20 protein-coding genes and 1 pseudogene are annotated in these 17,250 nt (G+C 52.1%); 16 read left to right on the top strand and 5 right to left on the bottom strand.

Annotated elements, in window-relative coordinates; translation table 11 throughout:
• Positions 1-176: 176 nt before the first annotated feature.
• Genes OOF89_RS23025 through OOF89_RS23010 form a run of 4 tightly spaced genes read left to right on the top strand, consistent with a single transcriptional unit; the run spans position 177 to position 4,046 of the window.
• Positions 177-1,511, top strand: a complete 1,335-nt coding sequence (locus OOF89_RS23025) for an extracellular solute-binding protein (RefSeq protein ID WP_407661699.1) — start codon at positions 177-179, stop codon at positions 1,509-1,511.
• 17 nt (positions 1,512-1,528) lie between these two features.
• Complete coding sequence (locus OOF89_RS23020) at positions 1,529-2,509, top strand: carbohydrate ABC transporter permease (protein WP_266083295.1); 981 nt, start codon at positions 1,529-1,531, stop codon at positions 2,507-2,509.
• Complete coding sequence (locus OOF89_RS23015) at positions 2,509-3,384, top strand: carbohydrate ABC transporter permease (protein ID WP_266083294.1); 876 nt, start codon at positions 2,509-2,511, stop codon at positions 3,382-3,384. Before OOF89_RS23020 ends, OOF89_RS23015 begins: the two co-directional genes overlap by 1 nt.
• A gap of 32 nt (positions 3,385-3,416) precedes the next feature.
• On the top strand, positions 3,417-4,046 hold the full coding sequence (locus tag OOF89_RS23010) for a hypothetical protein (RefSeq protein WP_266083293.1): 630 nt from the start codon (positions 3,417-3,419) through the stop codon (positions 4,044-4,046).
• Positions 4,047-4,147: 101 nt separating this feature from the next.
• Here OOF89_RS23010 and OOF89_RS23005 read toward each other — a convergent pair whose 3' ends face one another.
• Entirely contained in the window at positions 4,148-4,489 is a 342-nt protein-coding gene (locus OOF89_RS23005; RefSeq protein WP_266083292.1) for an ArsR/SmtB family transcription factor, read from the bottom strand.
• Between the two features lie 173 nt (positions 4,490-4,662).
• Between OOF89_RS23005 and OOF89_RS23000 the strand changes: the two genes are divergently transcribed.
• Together OOF89_RS23000 and OOF89_RS22995 are read left to right on the top strand one after the other, a co-directional pair.
• Positions 4,663-5,757: a family 10 glycosylhydrolase gene (locus tag OOF89_RS23000; protein WP_266083291.1), complete on the top strand. Its 1,095-nt coding sequence runs from the start codon at positions 4,663-4,665 to the stop codon at positions 5,755-5,757.
• A 110-nt stretch (positions 5,758-5,867) separates the two neighbouring features.
• Positions 5,868-7,079, top strand: a complete 1,212-nt coding sequence (locus tag OOF89_RS22995) for an ABC transporter ATP-binding protein (RefSeq protein WP_266083290.1) — start codon at positions 5,868-5,870, stop codon at positions 7,077-7,079.
• 15 nt (positions 7,080-7,094) lie between these two features.
• On the opposite strand, the gene OOF89_RS22990 is transcribed toward OOF89_RS22995, so the two are convergent.
• The 3 genes and pseudogenes from OOF89_RS22990 to OOF89_RS22980 all read right to left on the bottom strand — a co-directional run bounded on the left by OOF89_RS22990 (position 7,095) and on the right by OOF89_RS22980 (position 9,425).
• Positions 7,095-7,691 carry a hypothetical protein gene (locus OOF89_RS22990; protein WP_266083289.1) on the bottom strand — a complete coding sequence of 199 codons (597 nt, stop codon included), beginning with the start codon at positions 7,689-7,691 and terminating at the stop codon, positions 7,095-7,097.
• An 856-nt stretch (positions 7,692-8,547) separates the two neighbouring features.
• Positions 8,548-8,889: pseudogene (locus tag OOF89_RS22985) on the bottom strand (PD-(D/E)XK nuclease family protein); the annotation flags it as partial.
• A 284-nt stretch (positions 8,890-9,173) separates the two neighbouring features.
• Complete coding sequence (locus OOF89_RS22980) at positions 9,174-9,425, bottom strand: MarR family transcriptional regulator (protein WP_266083376.1); 252 nt, start codon at positions 9,423-9,425, stop codon at positions 9,174-9,176.
• Positions 9,426-9,693: 268 nt separating this feature from the next.
• On the opposite strand from OOF89_RS22980, the gene OOF89_RS22975 reads away from it, so the two are divergent.
• The 10 genes from OOF89_RS22975 to thrC all read left to right on the top strand — a co-directional run bounded on the left by OOF89_RS22975 (position 9,694) and on the right by thrC (position 15,598).
• On the top strand, positions 9,694-10,188 hold the full coding sequence (locus OOF89_RS22975; protein WP_266083288.1) for a hypothetical protein: 495 nt from the start codon (positions 9,694-9,696) through the stop codon (positions 10,186-10,188).
• A gap of 56 nt (positions 10,189-10,244) precedes the next feature.
• Positions 10,245-10,625, top strand: coding sequence for a hypothetical protein (locus tag OOF89_RS22970; RefSeq protein ID WP_266083287.1), 381 nt, complete (start codon positions 10,245-10,247; stop codon positions 10,623-10,625).
• Entirely contained in the window at positions 10,622-10,954 is a 333-nt protein-coding gene (locus tag OOF89_RS22965; protein ID WP_266083286.1) for a hypothetical protein, read from the top strand. The genes OOF89_RS22970 and OOF89_RS22965 overlap by 4 nt, the downstream gene beginning before the upstream one ends.
• Entirely contained in the window at positions 10,951-11,355 is a 405-nt protein-coding gene (locus tag OOF89_RS22960) for a hypothetical protein (RefSeq protein ID WP_266083285.1), read from the top strand. The genes OOF89_RS22965 and OOF89_RS22960 overlap by 4 nt, the downstream gene beginning before the upstream one ends.
• Complete coding sequence (locus OOF89_RS22955) at positions 11,348-11,509, top strand: hypothetical protein (RefSeq protein WP_266083284.1); 162 nt, start codon at positions 11,348-11,350, stop codon at positions 11,507-11,509. Before OOF89_RS22960 ends, OOF89_RS22955 begins: the two co-directional genes overlap by 8 nt.
• A 317-nt stretch (positions 11,510-11,826) precedes the next feature.
• The gene (locus OOF89_RS22950; protein ID WP_266083283.1) at positions 11,827-12,606 is read left to right on the top strand and encodes an enoyl-CoA hydratase-related protein; all 780 of its coding nucleotides are present in this window, start codon (positions 11,827-11,829) and stop codon (positions 12,604-12,606) included.
• 21 nt (positions 12,607-12,627) lie between these two features.
• Complete coding sequence (locus OOF89_RS22945; protein WP_266083282.1) at positions 12,628-12,759, top strand: hypothetical protein; 132 nt, start codon at positions 12,628-12,630, stop codon at positions 12,757-12,759.
• Between the two features lie 316 nt (positions 12,760-13,075).
• On the top strand, positions 13,076-13,357 hold the full coding sequence (locus tag OOF89_RS22940) for a dihydrofolate reductase family protein (protein ID WP_407661696.1): 282 nt from the start codon (positions 13,076-13,078) through the stop codon (positions 13,355-13,357).
• Positions 13,358-13,724: 367 nt separating this feature from the next.
• Complete coding sequence (locus OOF89_RS22935) at positions 13,725-14,243, top strand: helix-turn-helix domain-containing protein (protein ID WP_266083281.1); 519 nt, start codon at positions 13,725-13,727, stop codon at positions 14,241-14,243.
• Between the two features lie 116 nt (positions 14,244-14,359).
• Entirely contained in the window at positions 14,360-15,598 is a 1,239-nt protein-coding gene (gene thrC / locus OOF89_RS22930) for a threonine synthase (RefSeq protein WP_266083280.1), read from the top strand.
• A 19-nt stretch (positions 15,599-15,617) separates the two neighbouring features.
• On the opposite strand, the gene OOF89_RS22925 is transcribed toward thrC, so the two are convergent.
• Positions 15,618-17,120, bottom strand: a complete 1,503-nt coding sequence (locus OOF89_RS22925; RefSeq protein WP_328517215.1) for an N-acyl-D-amino-acid deacylase family protein — start codon at positions 17,118-17,120, stop codon at positions 15,618-15,620.
• Between the last annotated feature and the right edge of the window lie 130 nt (positions 17,121-17,250).

Below are 17,250 nucleotides of genomic sequence, written 5' to 3'. Positions count from 1 at the left end.
ACGTGGTACTGATCGGAAGCTCGTCGTCTACTATCGTCCGGAGAGTTCCCTTTCAATATAAATTCATTAGCTGATAGCCACGGACTATCGATATTCCCCAAATCCGTTTGACGCAAATCAAATCCGAGAGCGAAGTTTATACATCACAATTGATTGCACAGTTGTGAAGCAATCATATGACGAGGAACAACACACTGCAGCGTCGACAGTTCGTGAAAGCCACAGCCGGTACGAGCACGGCAGCGATGCTATCCCTCGCTGGTTGCACAGGGGGTTTCGGTAGTTCTAACGGAGGTTCGAGTGGAAACAGTGATAAGACTGAGTTTTGGTCATCTCCAAACAAGCAGGAACTGAATTTTCATAACAATGCAAAGAAGGAGTTCCTCAAATCCCACAATTCGAAGTTAAAAGTGCGTCCAGTTCCTGAAGGGGATAGTTCCGAACAAGTGGTCCTTTCGGCACTTGCCTCGAATTCTGAACCGGACGTCTTCGCAAACGTGTTCCCTGGGTTCGCTGCCCAACTTCAGGAAAACGGCGCCGCAAAGAACCTCTACGAAATTGAGGGTGCGAAGAATTTCCTTACTGATCGGTGTGGCAAAACCATTTTGAAGCGATATGAAGCGCCTGATGGTGGACTCTATCAAGCGCCGTGGAAGGCCAACCCGGTATTGTTCCAATACAACGATACCGTTCTCAAGAAAGCAGGATACAAAAACTCGGACGAGTATCCGACGACGCTGTCTGGACTGCTCGAGGCTGGGAAGAAAATCGTCGACGGTGGTGGTGCGAAGGTACTGTGGGATCGAGCACCGAAACCAACGTGGTACGAGCGATGGTTCGACTTTCTCCCGTTGTACCTAGCCGCCTCAGAGGGGAAGAAATCGATGTTCAGCCAGAAAGGAGACAGTGTCAAACCGGCATTCAATAACAAGACGGCAAAGACGATACTCCAGTTCTTTCAAGATCTCTACAGCGCTGATCTCGCCCCGACACAAGGGAGCGAGAAGCCAAAATTCCCACACAACGAAGCGGTCATTAATACTGGTGGACCGTGGGTTATCCCGTACTTCGAAGGCGTCAACAAGGACGTCTCAATGTCCCACATGAATCCCCCAGTTCCAGATGGAGTATCACAGAACAGTCATACGTACGCAGATCCGAAGAACACCTCGATTTTTGCCTCGGCCAAACAGCCAAACCAAGCTTGGGAGTTCGTCAGTTTCGAGCAGCAGTCGAAGTGGGATACAAAATTCCTGAAAAAGACGCTCCAACTGCCGCTTCGAAAGGACCTCGTCAGTTCCGCAAGCGGCTTCTTCGACAAAAACCCCGATGTCAAACCGTACGCACAAGCACTCGAAACCTCACACCCACCGGCATACACGCCGGATTATACGAAGGTCATGAACGTGTTTGGCGAACAGTGTTTCGTGCCAGTTGCATTAGGAAAGAAACCGCCTCAGAAAGGCCTCGACGACGCTGAGAACGGTATCAATCAAGCACTCAACGGATAGAAACGGATTCAACATCTATGCCAGACGCGACAACCGAATCAGGAGCACGAAAAGCGGACACATCGGCCACGAAAAGTGGACTTCGCCAACGAATAGCACATTTGCCCCTTCTCGGAACTGCAACCAAACGCCTCGGGAATCACGACGACAACCTAATGGGATGGGCTCTTATCGTACCATGGTTTCTTTGGGCGTCGGTATTTCTGATCTTCCCATTCCTGTTCGCACTCTACTTGAGTTTTCACGAATGGTCCATTATCAGCCCCGAGACGGTGTTCGTCGGGATCAACCAGTACGTACAGTTACTGACGAGTGACCTCTTCTGGCAGCTTCTCAGAAACACGTTGTACTTCTTCGTCGTAAACGTCCCGACACAGATAGTGCTTGCTCTCGGCGTAGCGGTGTTGCTGGATCGGATCGTCCGTGGACGGGCACTTTATATGGCGGGATATTTTGTCCCATATGTCACAAGTGGCGTCGTCGTAGCCGTCGTCTTCAAGTGGATTTACGCGCCCGACGGATACATCAATCAGATGCTCGCTGTTGCGGGAACGGAGATCAACTTTCTGGGTAGTACCACGTGGGCAATGCCAGCTATCGCGATGATGGTATCCTGGAAGTTCATCGGCTACTACGCGATCATCTTTCTTGCGAATCTGCAATCACTCCCGGAAACGATCTATGAATCGGCATCGCTCGATGGGGCCAGCGAGTGGCAACAGTTCCGCCACATTACCCTCCCGCTGTTGAATCCGAGTATTCTAGTCGTTGTGATCCTCTCGACGATTACCGCATTCCAGATTTTCACCGAGCCGTTCATCATGACAGGTGGTGGGCCGAACGGCGCAACGAAAACGTTCGTTCTCGTCATCTACCGAAATGCCTTCTCGTATCTCGAAATGGGCTATGCGAGTACGATCGGTGTCGTACTTGCGGCGATGATCTTCGTCATCAGCTACGTCGAACGTAACTATGTCGATCAGGAGGTGTCGATGTAATGAGCATCGAAACCGACGATTCGGGTGTGTTCGGCGACGGTCAAGAACGACTGTCCGAGCTTTCGGGGAAGAAGGTGCTCGTATACGTAGCATTGACGATCGGTGTGATTCTCCCAGTGTTTCCGTTCGCACTGATGGTTTCAATGTCATTCAAACCAGCAAGTGAGATCTACTCGTTGCAGGTGATCCCATCGACATTCACGTTGGAAAACTACCGATTCCTTCTCGAAAATGTCCCGATTGTACGTCAGTTGATCAATAGCATTATCGTCACCGGCGCTGTGGTCGTCTCGGTGGTCATCACGTCGTGCATTGTCGCCTACTCCCTCGCGAAACTAGACTGGTATGGACGTGGTGTAACTTACAACTTCATCCTCGCGACAATGATGATTCCCGGAATCCTGCTGTTGATTCCTCAATTCGTCATTATCGTCGAACTTGGATGGGTTAACACGTATCAGGCGATGATCGCCCCCTTCGCGATCAGTTCGTTCGGCATTTTCCTTCTGACCCAATTCTTCAAACAATTCCCTGACAGCCTCATCGATGCCGCACGGATGGACGGGTGTAACGAACTCGATATCGTCTTTCGTATCGTTTTGCCCAATTCGATGCCCGCTATCGCGACGGTCGCGATTTTTACCTTCATGAACCGCTGGAACCAGATGCTCTGGGATCTCATCGTGATCAAAAATGAAAGCATGTACACGCTGCCGGTGAGTATCACCCTGTTCGCCAAGACAGGCCTCTATGGTAACAGCATGGGGCCGTTGATGGCCGGTGCAACACTCCTCGCGCTCCCAACGATACTGCTGTTTCTACTGTTGCGGCGGTATTTCATCAAGGGAGTCACCATGTCCGGACTTAAAGTATAGTTGTTCGATCATCCAACACAGGTTCCAAAGCAATGGTTGTCGACACTCATCGAAATCAGGTCAACTTCATCGGCCTCTCGAAAGAAGCCGTCGCTGCGGCGTATCGATCGCTACCGGTCATTGTCATCGTAAGCGTTTGCTGGTGTATTCTGGCACCAACTATCGTTCTCCTCGGTCCAGCGACCGCCACTGCTGTCGCCGCCGCTGGAAACATACTACGTGGAGATCGGTTCAGACTACACACTGCGTTGTCTGTATTCCGACAGTATTTCTGGCGGAGTCAACTTCCACTCGTTCCGACGTTGATTGTCATCGACATCGCCGGCCTTTCGTGGCTTCAGTTTCTACGAACCGGTGAGCTTGCATACGGTCTGCTCGCCTTTCTCTCAATCGACATACTGACCGTTCTCTCAGTGTTGTTGCTGTATTATTATCCACTTCTGGTTGATGGTAACCGTTCTGCTCGCAAGACAGCCCGACAGTCGACAGAACTCGTAATGATGCGATTAATACCAACTATCGGACTGGTAGCTTTCTGCCTCTCTGTTGGTGTCTTGTTTGGATTTACCGTAGTTGGCTTTGTGCTCCTTGGGCCAGGCATGATCGCGACCATTCTGATCCTTGCAACGCGGTATCTTTCAGCGGGAGTGGAGCCAATGTAACGAGACCTGCGACGAACCTCCTGCTCACGCTCTCCGTCCTCTCGATGTGTTCCTCACGTATAAGCGACTTAGTGGATTTGAAACCTGAGTAAAACGGTGGCTTAGATATCGCGCAAATCGACGGTGATTTCGTCAACCGCGAGTGAAATTTCTTTCTCGACGCCACCGTTGTCGCTCACATTGAACCGTGATGCGGCGAGTCCGGCCTCTTCGAGTTGCTTTACGTGAACCGAAACAGTCCCCTTCGATAAGTCGACGAGTTCGGTAAGTTCGTGAATCGTTCGTGTCTCTGTCGATAGTGCTCTGATTATCTTCCATCGTGTCTCGGAACCCATCGCTGTCGCAACGGAGAGAATTTCGGACTCCTCTGGCTCAAGTGTCCGTTGGGGGCGAGGGTGAGACCGTGCATTAGGGACTTGCCGAGTGAAACGTGAATTGTTCATAGTGAGTGATGGCCAACTCGTGCCATGTGAGTGAGTCTCAGTCGGGATATATTGAAATTAGGGGTGATGTTCGATAATAGCCAAATATATTCGTGTGGTTCTAAAGATGGAAGATTTCGGTCGATACGAGCCACAGAGTTAAACTTCAGTATGTATTTGAATGGAATATTGCGATGTCTAAAGGGAACACAGTCGATCCATGGTGGAACGCTCAGTTACTACGTGCAGTAACCCTCTATCCGTGGGCGACGATGCAACCCGACGTCGAACTGAAACGGCTCGCCGATAACGGTGTAAATACGATTTTCGTTGTTACGAAGGAAAGCGACGGTCGGGTATTCTATGATTCTGAGGTCGCACCAAACCAGGTTCCTGGTCGTGATTTACTCGAGGAGCTCGCCGACGCAGCAGCGGTACACGACATCAACATCGTTCCGACGATCTTCGTCCTTTGCGATAAGTACCTTCTCGAGCAATACCCTGAAACGGTTCAGGTAGCAAAGGAAGGAACGGAGATCAGATACCCGAATGTTTCGGCTGAGCACATGCACTGGGCGTGCCCGAATCACGACATCGTCTCGGAGCACCTGCAAGCAATTACCAACGAAATCGCTGACTACGATGTCGATGGAATCCAGTTCACTCATTTCGAATTCCAGCCAATCGTCAATGGAGAGTCCAGCTATCTGTCCTGCTACTGTGAGAAATGCCAAGACAGAGATGAGATACAGGGCGTGTCGGATCAATCCCCAGCGTGGATTGATCGACGGTGCAAACAGATCGATTCACTCCTCAGAAGGCTAAGTGACCCGTTCCACGACCGACCGGGTTTTCTCATCAATATCGAATTGGAGGCATTTTCCAACCTTGACACTGCTATCGATGACAGTCGGAGAATTCTCGGCATTGACCAACGTGATATTGCGGAATACGCTGATATGCTTACTCCGCGGACAGCACATATTGACCTCGATATGCATCCGGTATGGATCCGTGAAGTCGTCCGCTCGCTTCGCCAACAGACGAATACGCCGATTACACCATCGATTCGCACCGGACGAGGCGAACGGCCCTTCAATCGGTTGGATGACGACGAACTCGTCAGTGCGATTCAACTCGCGCTACATGGCGGCGCTTGCGGAGTTTCGCTTTTCTCCGATGGGGCGAATATCGGTCGATTGACCCCAGACCAGTGGGACACTGCGACGAAGATGTTCAATGAAATCGATTATTTCGATCGAGAATATGGCCCAGCGAGCACTCGGTAAGCCAAATTAGTCAATCGCTACTGTTGTTTGGTTATTTCCAAAAATGTTGGTTACCACCCCATCTTGAGGCCAATCGTTTTGGTACTCGTTCACAGACTACAGAATTAATCATGGGTACGCTTCGGATCGACCGGTTAGTCAAGTCGTTCACAACAGCGGATAGCGTCAACGAAGTCATCGCGGTTGATAACTTGGATATCACCGTCGAAGAGGGAGAGTTCCTGGTCTTGCTTGGCCCGAGTGGCTGTGGAAAGTCAACGACGCTTCGCTGCATTGCGGGCCTTGAAACACCAACGTCTGGCTCGATCAGACTCGACAAAACTGACATTACGGACAACTCGCCACAACAACGGGATATGGCGATGGTGTTCCAAGACTTCGCGCTCTATCCCCACATGACGGCTGCGGAAAACATGAGCTTCGGGCTGAAGATGACGACTGACCTCTCGGAAGAAGAACGCACCTCTCGCGTCCACGAGGCAGCAACGATCATGGACATCGAAGGTATTCTCGATAAAAAACCAGCCCAAGTATCCGGTGGGCAGAAACAACGAATTGCCCTTGGGCGTGCAATTGTTCGTGATCCGGAAGTGTTCTTGATGGACGAACCACTATCGAATCTTGACGCAAAACTTCGTGCCCAAATGCGAACCGAGATTCAACGTCTCCATCGGAAACTCGGTGTGACGACGATCTATGTCACGCACGACCAGACCGAGGCGATGACGATGTCCGATCGTATTGCGGTGTTGAATAACGGAGAGCTTCAGCAGATCGGAACGCCGGATTATGTCTACCATCATCCCGTAAATCAGTTCGTCGCCGGATTCCTCGGCGAACCATCGATGAACTTCCTCGCTGTTCAACTCAGCGGTACGGACGGCCAGTATGTCCTGACGGACGACGATGATGCACCCACATTTGCGTACCCGATCGACGAATCGATCGTCCAGGAATGTGATTTGACGATTGGTGAGAGGTTGACTGTTGGTGTGCGACCAGAAGACATCTCGGTGACGGACGATGAAGAAACGAACAATCATATGCAAACTGCGATGCTTGACGTGGTTGAGCCGATGGGGAGTGACGATTTCCTCTATCTTCTTGTCGGTCATAATTCGTGGACTGCCCGCGTGAATGAAGATCTGAATCTCACAGAAGGAGAGCAAATAGCCTACTTCTTCGAAGAATCAGATCTCCATCTCTTTGCGGACGATGGCACTACACTCAAATCTGCAGGACTCGGTGAGGCTGCCTTCCATACTGGTTCTGATCAAGAGATAGTTGTAGAGTCGACACAGTCTGTAGATTTACAGGCATAAGATAGAGCGTCGTATCTACGATGCTGTTGATGAAAGGTCAGTCAGTTCGACCCATTCGGTTCCGTTCGAAATGACGAGCTCCGGGTAACCATCGGCGTCGGGGTCCCACGACTGACCATCAGCGAGTGCAATACGACCGAGCTGGTGTTCGGGTGGAACAGATCGTGGTTCGAAGTCGAAAGACGAGGCATCGCGATAGTTCCCGCCGTATCGATCACCTTCGAAGGTTTGTTGGGTTGCAGACGGCCACTTTCTCGTTGATCCATCTACGTAGAGCGTTCCTCCGATATGCTCGACGATGTTCTCGACTGCTCCCGCGACGAACGGATTGTGGAAGTACGTCCCCTGTTCGGCTGATGCAGGAAATCGAAGACCATTCTCGTCGATGTTTTCGATAACGGCTGTCCCGCGCATGTTTGCGAAATAGGCGTTTTGGAAGATGTTGTAGATCGCCCGTGAGTCGGCGATGTGGATTCCATGGTAGGTCGCTTCGATATTCAGGTAGCGGAAATGGTTTGCAAACGAATACTCTAGAATTCGGAGAGCGGTATCATCAGGGTTTTCGCCGGAACTGAAGCTCCCTTCGATGCCGGAGAATTGAACGCGCCGCATCTCTATTCCGATACCTCCTGCGGCATTGTGGACACCATAGTGGTATGAGTTCAAGATAAAATTCAATTGGCAGGCACCGATCCCATCCGGGTTACTGTTTGACGTCGAGAACCGTGACCAACAGCTGTTGTACGCATCATCCAGATCATTCGAGCCCCACACGAAGGTGAAGTCGGCACAATCGCCTTCGAATCGCACTCCGACGAGTTCGGTATAGAACATCGCTGTCACAGATGAATCGTGGATTTGGATTCCCGGCCCATCATCAGACCCACATCGTATTCGTGATGATTCGAGTCCATCACCGTAGATTGCCCAGTTGTTTCGCAGATTGTCGTATTCAGCGAGGTCGATCTCCCACGCAGTGGTACCGGTTCCATAGTAGCCACTCGGGTAGTAGATAACACCGCCTCCGATCGCATCTAGTCATTCGAATGCCTCCTGCATGCCGCCAGTTTGGGAGGGTGAGACATACGGATCAGTTTGTGTGCCACTCCCAGATACTGCTGGAAGTGCAGACACAATCACGATGTTTGATTGTTGAGCTACCTCGAGTTTGTCAACCGTGTGTGATGATAAGTATTTGTAACTGGATAGGATCTCGAACCAGATGATATTCCCTCGGTGAACAATGAGTCATAGTCTCCGACTGTGATTGCTCGGTGGGGAGCGAGTACACATGTGGAACAGGAAACCGTTTTCCGGTTGCCGCGATATCTGCCCAGTATGGGACTCTTCCAGGACGTGCTGTGCATCTCGGGCATTAAACATAACTACGGTGACGTCTACGGCGGGATGAAGCGCTGCCGGAACTGCGGGAACGTTGAAGAGACCGAATAGCCCACGGTACGGACAGTTAGTCAAGTATAGGCGCTGATTCGGTAGTAGACCTCTCTACAAGTTTTACAAGATCACTGAGCTCATTCTTCGAGAGTGGATCAATCTCAACCTGCTGGTCAGTAGCTGTGTAGAAAATGCTCGCTGTCACGGTTCTTTCTGGGAACCACTCTGTGAGTACGTGATAGTAGATGCTCAACTGCTTCCGATATTCTGACTCGGCAATTCGACTCCGATCTGTTTTGAAGTCGATGATATCCACGGTTTCGGGTTGAAGATGGACGAGATCAATGATCCCATAGGTGGTAAATTGCTCACCATCAACCGTCAGTGGCAGATACGCATCCTCTTCAACACACAGTGGTAGTGTTTTTCTATTGAAAACAAAACGCCGCGATACGATTATTTATAAGCATGCAAGTTAGGCTGCTCGATATTCCATACTAAATTCTCATCATTAGTTCCGCAATCGTAGTTATGCACCTTGAAACGTATACAAATGAAGTTATTCTTGGAAAGTTTATTAGAAAGAGAAGTATTTGACTCCTTATTGCCAGTTCCCAAAGGGAAGCCGGTGGAGGATTTGAACCCGGGCTCGCATTCTTACTATGGACACTCTACCGGCACGTATAAGATTCTTCTAGATTAGTCTTTAGTTCTGTTTTCTCGTGGATCCTCCACAAATTCATAGAGGCCACCACGATTCAGTTGCTTTATCCAACCAGCCGTAGTTAAATTTCGAAGTGCATACTCGACTTGACCTTTGTCTAAGGTTGTACTATCTCGGAAATACATGGGATTTGCACGTCCCCACGGCTTGTCAGATTCGCGGCCTTCCTTCAAGAGTTCGAGGATTTGCTCTTCACGCTCATTCGGATCATAATGCTTGTTGACCATTCGTTGCTCTTGCATCAGTACTCACCAAGCATAATACACAGGCTTTTTCTAAAAGTATTGCCCTACAATACATCTGGCATTTTGTTTAGCAAATTATTAAGTATCTCGCGAATAGTTCATTAGATGAGGAGCGCGGGATGCCTTCGCAGAAAGGCCGGTGCTTAGAACACCGACCGCGCTTCGGAGTCCACCGAAGCATGACTAGCAATACCCTTTCCGTAGAAAAACGCATCGACTACCAACCACGTGTTTTCGGAGGACAGGACTAATGGCGTCCTTCGACGAGAAACCCAACGGCGGGCTGCTCTCCCTCGAGGCCCAATTCGGCGAGAAAGTCTTCCACCCGGTCAAACGCCTCGAACCCACACCCGACACCGCCACTCAAGACCCAGACCAACCCACGCCCGACAACGACGAACCAATCACTCGCGCATACCTCGTCGAACTCCGCGTGGGCTTTCAAACCCAAACCAAGACCACCAACAAAGCACCCTCCCTTTACTGCATCTACGCCACGCCGGACTGCCAGCAATTTTTCGAACGGCGCTTACCCATCGAGTACGGCGAGCAAGGCTTCCAGATACCTGAGGACACCGACACCTATCGCTCGGTCGCCACCACCAAGACGGGCAATCCGAATCTCCCCTCGACACCACCGGGTGAAACCCACGCCGAAACCCGCACACACTACCAAAACATCCTCGAATGGTGCTACGACATCGACGCCACCACCCACACCACCCCAACTGAGGTGCACGCGTAGATGCCCCGCACAGAACGCCCTTCCCAGAGAGCGACAGCCATCGGCGGGGATGGACGATGACCCAGTCGTCCACCTCGATCACCGCCGAGGAGATCGAGAACACATTCGAACGCTGTCCGCACTGTGGAACCTACGCGGTGCAGATTACCGACTCCCATTACTGTGACAGCCGGTTCACAAGCAATCTCACCGATGCCGAACGCGACCAGCGCATCGCTGCCGACCCGTATCCTGCCGATGAGACTGTCGCTATTGTCGATCAATTTGTAGGCGACGCCTTTGCCTATCACGAACTCGACGGCGACAACGAGCCACACTGTACGCTGCAGACCGACAACCCACTCGCCTATTGCACTCGCACAGAAGCACAGGACGACCAATACGCACCCTGCCAGCTCTGTCAGCGTCTTCGTCAGAAACGAGAGGCAGACCAATGACTAACCGAGATGCGGTGCTCGCTTTAGAGTGCACGGACCCGATCCAGATTCACACCGAGCAACGCACGCTGACGGGCGTGGTCTATCAGTGTGAGCATTCGGAACCCGAACTCACCTGCCGTGGACCAGAGCCGGGCGAACACGTCCTGTACGTCGCCACCCCAACCCACGATTGCTACCGACTCCAGTACGCTTATTACGACAAAATTGAGCACACCGAGACCACACTCGATCGGTACGATCTGTCGCCGAATGGCCGCTATGCCTGGCTTCGGACTGGTGCACAGGTCGAGTGCATCACCAACCCGACGGGAGGTGAGCAGGCGTGAGTACCCACGAGCATTCGATCGTTCCCAAACCGTTGAATCCTCGCGATGCCAACGGACTTGTCCAGCAGCTTGCACCAGGAGATCGCGTCCGCATTACTACGACCAACTTGCCACCGACGATTTTGACGGTACAAGAGACACACCCCGTCACGAGTCACGCACCACAGCTCGTCCTAACGGCCCCACCGATGACGACGACAGCACAGGACGACATTCAGCAAGCCACCTACCACTGTTGTCGCCACGCCGATTCGCCCATGACTGTTCTTGAGTACACCCACACCGCTACTGACACGACTGCCCGCTGTATCGGTTCGCTCACTACAATTGCGCATTTACCCCAGCTCTCCACGTCAACAGAGGACACGGCGGCTAAAGCGGAGGTGTCTGCCAATGAGTAACCCCACCACGTCCGGAGCGTCCAGTGTTCTCGATGACAACGACGTCTCGGTCAGCGATCTGGTCGAGCACGTTCAGTCGCTCACCGACCGTAATCGGCGATCCCTAAGAGATGAGGAGGGGGTGCAACTTGCACCCCCTCTGAGGGCGGAATGAACGGTTGACTACTGGAGGGTGTAATTGCTTCTTCTTCTCTTCGTGACCTGAAGAGAAGGAAAGAAGCAGTCTAGCTGATTACACTGGGCGGCTGAAGGAGATTACGACAGTGTAATCCGAGAGCTGTTCACCGGGTACGAGCATGATATATGAATTTAGAAGAAGTCGATCGCGTACCACTGCGAGGAATCCATTCCTGAGGATTGAAGCTCGTCTGTGTTAGTAGAAAGTACTAACCACTGATCGATTTCTGACCCCATCTCGACATCCCCACAGAGCCCTGAACAACTATTTTCTTCCGACGTGTGGTTCCTCGTATGGCTTACGAGGCCGCCACGGTAGACATCGACGGACATATTTCGACGATCACGCTTAACCGCCCGGAGGCGATGAACACGTTCAGCACGGGATTAGCCCACGATCTCGATGGCGCTCTTCGAGAACTCGACGAAAATGATGATGTTCGGGTCGTAATCATTGAGGGTGCTGGGAAGGCGTTTTCAGCGGGAATCGATCTTACTGAGCACGGGGATTTTGACACCCAACGAGAGTATAAAAGATGGGTCGGACAGATGGAAAAGCCATTTCAGACGCTCGTGCACATGAGGACGCCTGTCATCGCGGCAGCCCATGGTCACGCCGCCGCTAACGGAATCGGACTCGTTGCCGCGTGCGATCTTGCGGTGCTTGCAGAAGGAACCAAACTCGGCGCTACTGCCCCCAAAGTGGGCTTATTCTGTATGGGGCCTGCTGTGCCGTTGATGCGCTCACTTACGCAGAAACAGTGTCTCGAACTCCTGCTGACAGGCGAGCTCATTGATGCCGAAACCGCACTTGACTGGGGACTCGTTAATCGCGTCGTCCCAAAGGACGACCTCCGGGAGGAGACAATTGCGCTCGCGGAGTCAATCGCAGAGAAGAGTCCGGTCGCCGTTCAAATGGGCAAGCAGGCCTATTACATGATGAACGATCTCGACTACGACACCGCCCTCGAGTACTCGAACGAGCAGTTCGCCTCGCTGTGTACCACAGGCGACGCGAACGAGGGCATTGATGCGTTCCTCGATAAGCGTGAGCCCGAGTGGCCTGGTAAGTGATTTAGCGAGCGCTACTGTCTCTTGTTGCTCGAAGAGTTCGATGAGAAACACGGTGTGACGTGGAATGCCTACGAACCACCTTCGGAGCAGAACAACGGGAATGCCCAGCGCAAGCGACTCTATTTCAATCTTGACGTCTGGGACGAGATCTAATCGTCCTACGAAACCCGTGACGGTCATCACGAGGGTTCGACTCCCTCGGCGGGTCCATGCCCGATTCGGTGCGACGAGCAACCTTCCCCGGAAACCTGGAGCGGGTGAACTCGTTCATCACCCCGATCGGGTCTCAACCGCCACGGACACAGCCGAAGAAACCACCATCAGGGTTGGCGGTTGAACAACTCTGGAGGACGGAGATGAGAAAGACAACTCGACTACTTGGAAGTAAACTTGTTATTAAAGTATTTTTGCGGTAGAAGGCTGCTCTTCACCGTTTGCTTAAGAACCGGGTTACACCCGGTAGAAGGTGATGAACGAATTTACCACCCCCGTGTACAAACACTTCGTGCAGGGTGATGTTACGCCCGTCCATGCAGAGATGGTAACGGTGGCGGACGGCAAGAACATCTGGCTTGTCCGTGGGGGTGATCTTGTCGGGCAATTCTATGATCACGGTCTACTTGACGAGATCATTCTCAACGTTGCTCCCGTCACGCTCGCTTCAGGTGCGCCACTATTATCGCGTGAGATTACCATCTCGTCCCTAAACTGGCTAGCATGCAGAAACTTGGCGATGTTTTTGCGGTTCTAACCTACGAGGTGCAATAGTTCAACGAGAACAGAGTCAAGAGGCTATTTCGAGAGACAGTCGATAATAGTATTTTATTATATATAATAAACCATATAGATTATATTATGAATCAACTGTTTGAACGAAAATGTTATACTGGATTAAATTGCGATAGAATACCATGGGAGAGACAACCAATCACACACCATCCGAATCAGCCCGGACGACACAACTCACACTCAAAATATGGCATCCCAACTGTTGGACACTTCAGACGACAGACGCAGTTGATGCTGGGTTGATCGCACACGGTGTCTACCACTATGACGGGCGCGTGAGCGCTCGGCTGACAGCGTATGCAGATAGGACGGAGCAAATCGACGAGTTGGTGGCCGAAATCGAGGAATCAAATCTTACGGACGTGGTAAAGCGTATCAATGATTATTTTAATCCGAATGTTCCGGCCCACTCAGCGGGAAATGCAACTGAAGAACTTCTAGTCGAGTATGCCCCTCGAAACAGCATTCATGACGCGTTCGTTTCTCGAGGTTTTGTTCCAGAAGAAGAAATAAGAATCAAAAACGGGTATGAGTACTGGGCAGTCATCATCTCCAAGTCGCGAACGATGATTCAGCGGCGTTTAGAAGAGATTCGTCAAGAGATGGACGCCAAAATTACTATCGAAGGGATGAAATCGCCGAATACTGAATCGGCGAAGTACAATACTACAGACTACCTCTCAGAGCGTCAGCGAGAAGTCTTCGAATTGGCACAACAGAGCGGCTACTACACGTGGCCTCGTGAGATCTCTGCGAGTGAACTTGCAGACAAACTTAATTTGTCGAAAACGACGATTCTAGAACATCTCCGGAAGGCAGAGGCAAAATTACTTGGCCCAAAAGTGTAGTAATCAGCGAGAAAAGAACGTCGATTAGGGTAACCACGACCGAATCAGATTCGATACAATCAGACACCGTCTATACAGGGTGGTGGATTCTCCTATCTATTGTACGAGGGAGTGATATGGATCACGTTACGACAGTCGAGTGTACACTTTGCGGCGAACAGTATGACCCATCGGAAGTGGTCTATACATGCTCGAACCACGCGGGTGTCAAAGGGATACTCGAGGTTCAGTACGATTATGATATTATCGACGAACGGTTCAACGAGCCGCTTGACGGGCGAATCAACACCCAGTGGAAATACCAAGCATTCCTCCCTGTCTCCGAAGAGACGGATCCAATTACACTCGGTGAGGGTGGAACCGACCTCCTCAAGGCAAATCGATTAGGTGCCGAATTAGGGGTCGAAATACGCGTGAAAGACGATGGGCGTAATCCCACAGGTGTGTTAAAAGACCGCGCAACGTCAGTTTCAGTGACCAAAGCCCGTGAGTTCGACCGCGATATCGTTACCTGTGCGTCGACTGGAAATGCGGCTGCATCGCTCGCAGGCTTCGCCGCTCGCGCCGGGTTAGAATGCCGTATCTTCGTCCCAGGTGATGCACCGGGTGGAAAACTTGCACAGCCGCTCGTCTACGGAGCAGACGTGCTCGGAGTGGAAGGTACCTATGACGAAGCATACGATCTCAGCATGGAAGTGACTGAACGCTTCGGGTGGTATAATCGTAACGCGGCGATAAATCCATTCCAAGTCGAGGGAAAGCGCACTGTCGGCCACGAACTTGCCGAACAATGTCGCAATGATATCCCTGACTGGGTTGTCTTCTCAATGGGCGATGGGTGTACGATATACGGCGGATGGAAGGGTTTCCACGAATTCGACGAGCTCGGATACGTCGACAAAACTCCGAAAATGCTCGGCGTGCAGGCAAAGGGAGCCAGTGCCATTCACGACATGTTTCACGAACACGAAGACGTCAACGACGTTGCGAACACAATCGCTGATAGCATCGCTGTCGGTCGACCTCGAAACACCCTCAAGGCGTGCAAGACACTCGAACGCAGTGGTGGGACCTCCGTCCTCGTGAGCGATGAAGAGATTCTCCGTGCGGAGGCACTTCTCGGACGAACGGAAGGGATCTATGCAGAACCCGCCGGTGCAGCGCCAGTCGCCGGTGTTCGGAAAGCTCGCGATCAAGGAATCATCGAAGAAGGCGAGTCAGTGGTCGTGGTCGTGACTGGTAATGGGCTCAAAGACTCCGATAGCGCGATGCAGGCCGGGGGAAAAGTCGAGTATATTGCACCGGACATCGGTGACGTGACCGATCGCTATCGAACGAACGCCGAAAGCCGATAAGAGCACCATCCACAATCGATTAGCGACTCCGAAGGTCGGGGCGATTTGTTCCATTCCACTCATTAGTCGAGCGGAGCACACTCCCTGACCGAACGCCAGTCAGCACACCGTTTTTGATAACGAACTCCCCATTGACAAGGACGTGTTTGATTCCGTCTGCGAAGGCCATCGGGTCGTCATACGTCGCGTTCGATTGCACCTGCAGGGGATCGAAGACGACGAGATCAGCCACGTAACCTTCCCACACACGACCTCTGTCAGGAAGCCCAAGAACGTCTGCAGGGTGACCTGCTGCTTTGTAGATAGCCGTCGAGAGCGATAGTGAGTCCCTTTCGCGGACGTACCGGCCGAGGAGCCGTGGGTACGTACCGACGGCACGTGGGTGTGGTTTGCCTCCAAAGATACCATCCGTACAAATCGTTCCACGTTCGTCCGCGAGAAATCGTTCGATGTCGAGGTCGTCCATGACGAAATCGGCCATCGTCACGGCGAGGTCTTCCTCGACGAGAAGATCACACATCGCATCGACCGGACTCGCGTTTTGTTCTACGGATAGCTCCGCGAGCGTTTTTCCCTCTGCCTGTCCGCTGTTGGTAGCGGTGATGAGAATGTTATCCCAGGACCCAGCTGATTTCGCCAAATTTTCCCACTCTCCGTCGTCGGACTCGATATCCGCTTGGATTCGCTCGCGAGTTTCGGGATCGGTCAGACGCCTCGTTACCGCATTGGTCTCCCCCGTGCGTGTCCACGGCGGAAGCAACGCAGTGAGCATCGTACTCCCAGCAGTCCAAAGATATTGATCGAACGTGACGTGTACCCCACGTCCGTTGGCGTCGTCGAAGAGGGAGAGTATCTCCTCGGACCGTCCCCAGTTTTCCTCGCCCGCAATCTTCAGGTGCGAGACGTGGGGCTGACACCCCGCTCGCTCACAGAGACGGACGAATCGGTCGATCGATTCGACGACACGGTCGCTCTCGTTCCATACGTGTGACACCATAAACGAGTCGCGACTAGCGAGAATTTCACCGAGTGATTCGAGTTCGGAGTCACGTCCGTAGGAACTCGGCGGGTAGATCATCCCCTTCGACATGGCGAACGCTCCGGCATCGATTGCCGTGTCGAGCACGTCACAGATGCGACCGAGTTCGTCATCGGTGAGCGGCCGATTCTCGAAACCTGTCACAATCGACCGGAGGTTCCCATGAGGGGCGTAATATGCACAATTGACTGCCGGTGATAGTTCTTCGAGAGCATCTAGAAACCCGTCCACAGATTTCCAATTCCATTCGTCCTTCGTACCGAGAAGTGACTGGAGTCGGCGGGCCCACTCGTCCCGTGTTCCTTGCGGAATCGGTGCGACGCTGATACCATCTTGGCCGAGAACCTCCAGCGTAATCCCCTGGGACACCTTCTCACTTGCGTTAGGGTGGTTGAACAGTCGGAGTTCGGAGTGAGCATGCATGTCGATAAACCCCGGTGCGACCGCAGCCCCCGAAAGATCAATCGTCCGACCGTCCCCCACTGGTTCCCGTCCAACGCGCTTGATTCGCCCATCGGCGATTTGGATGCATCGTTTGGTCGACGATCCACCGGAACCGTCATACACTCTCGCGTTTCTGAATTCGATGCAATTTTCCATGTCTGTTCGGAGA

The organism is Haladaptatus caseinilyticus (assembly GCF_026248685.1).
GTDB classification, from domain to species: domain Archaea; phylum Halobacteriota; class Halobacteria; order Halobacteriales; family Haladaptataceae; genus Haladaptatus; species Haladaptatus caseinilyticus.
The sequence above is the reverse complement of the archived record's forward strand: the minus strand, read 5'-3'. Positions and strand labels throughout refer to the sequence as shown.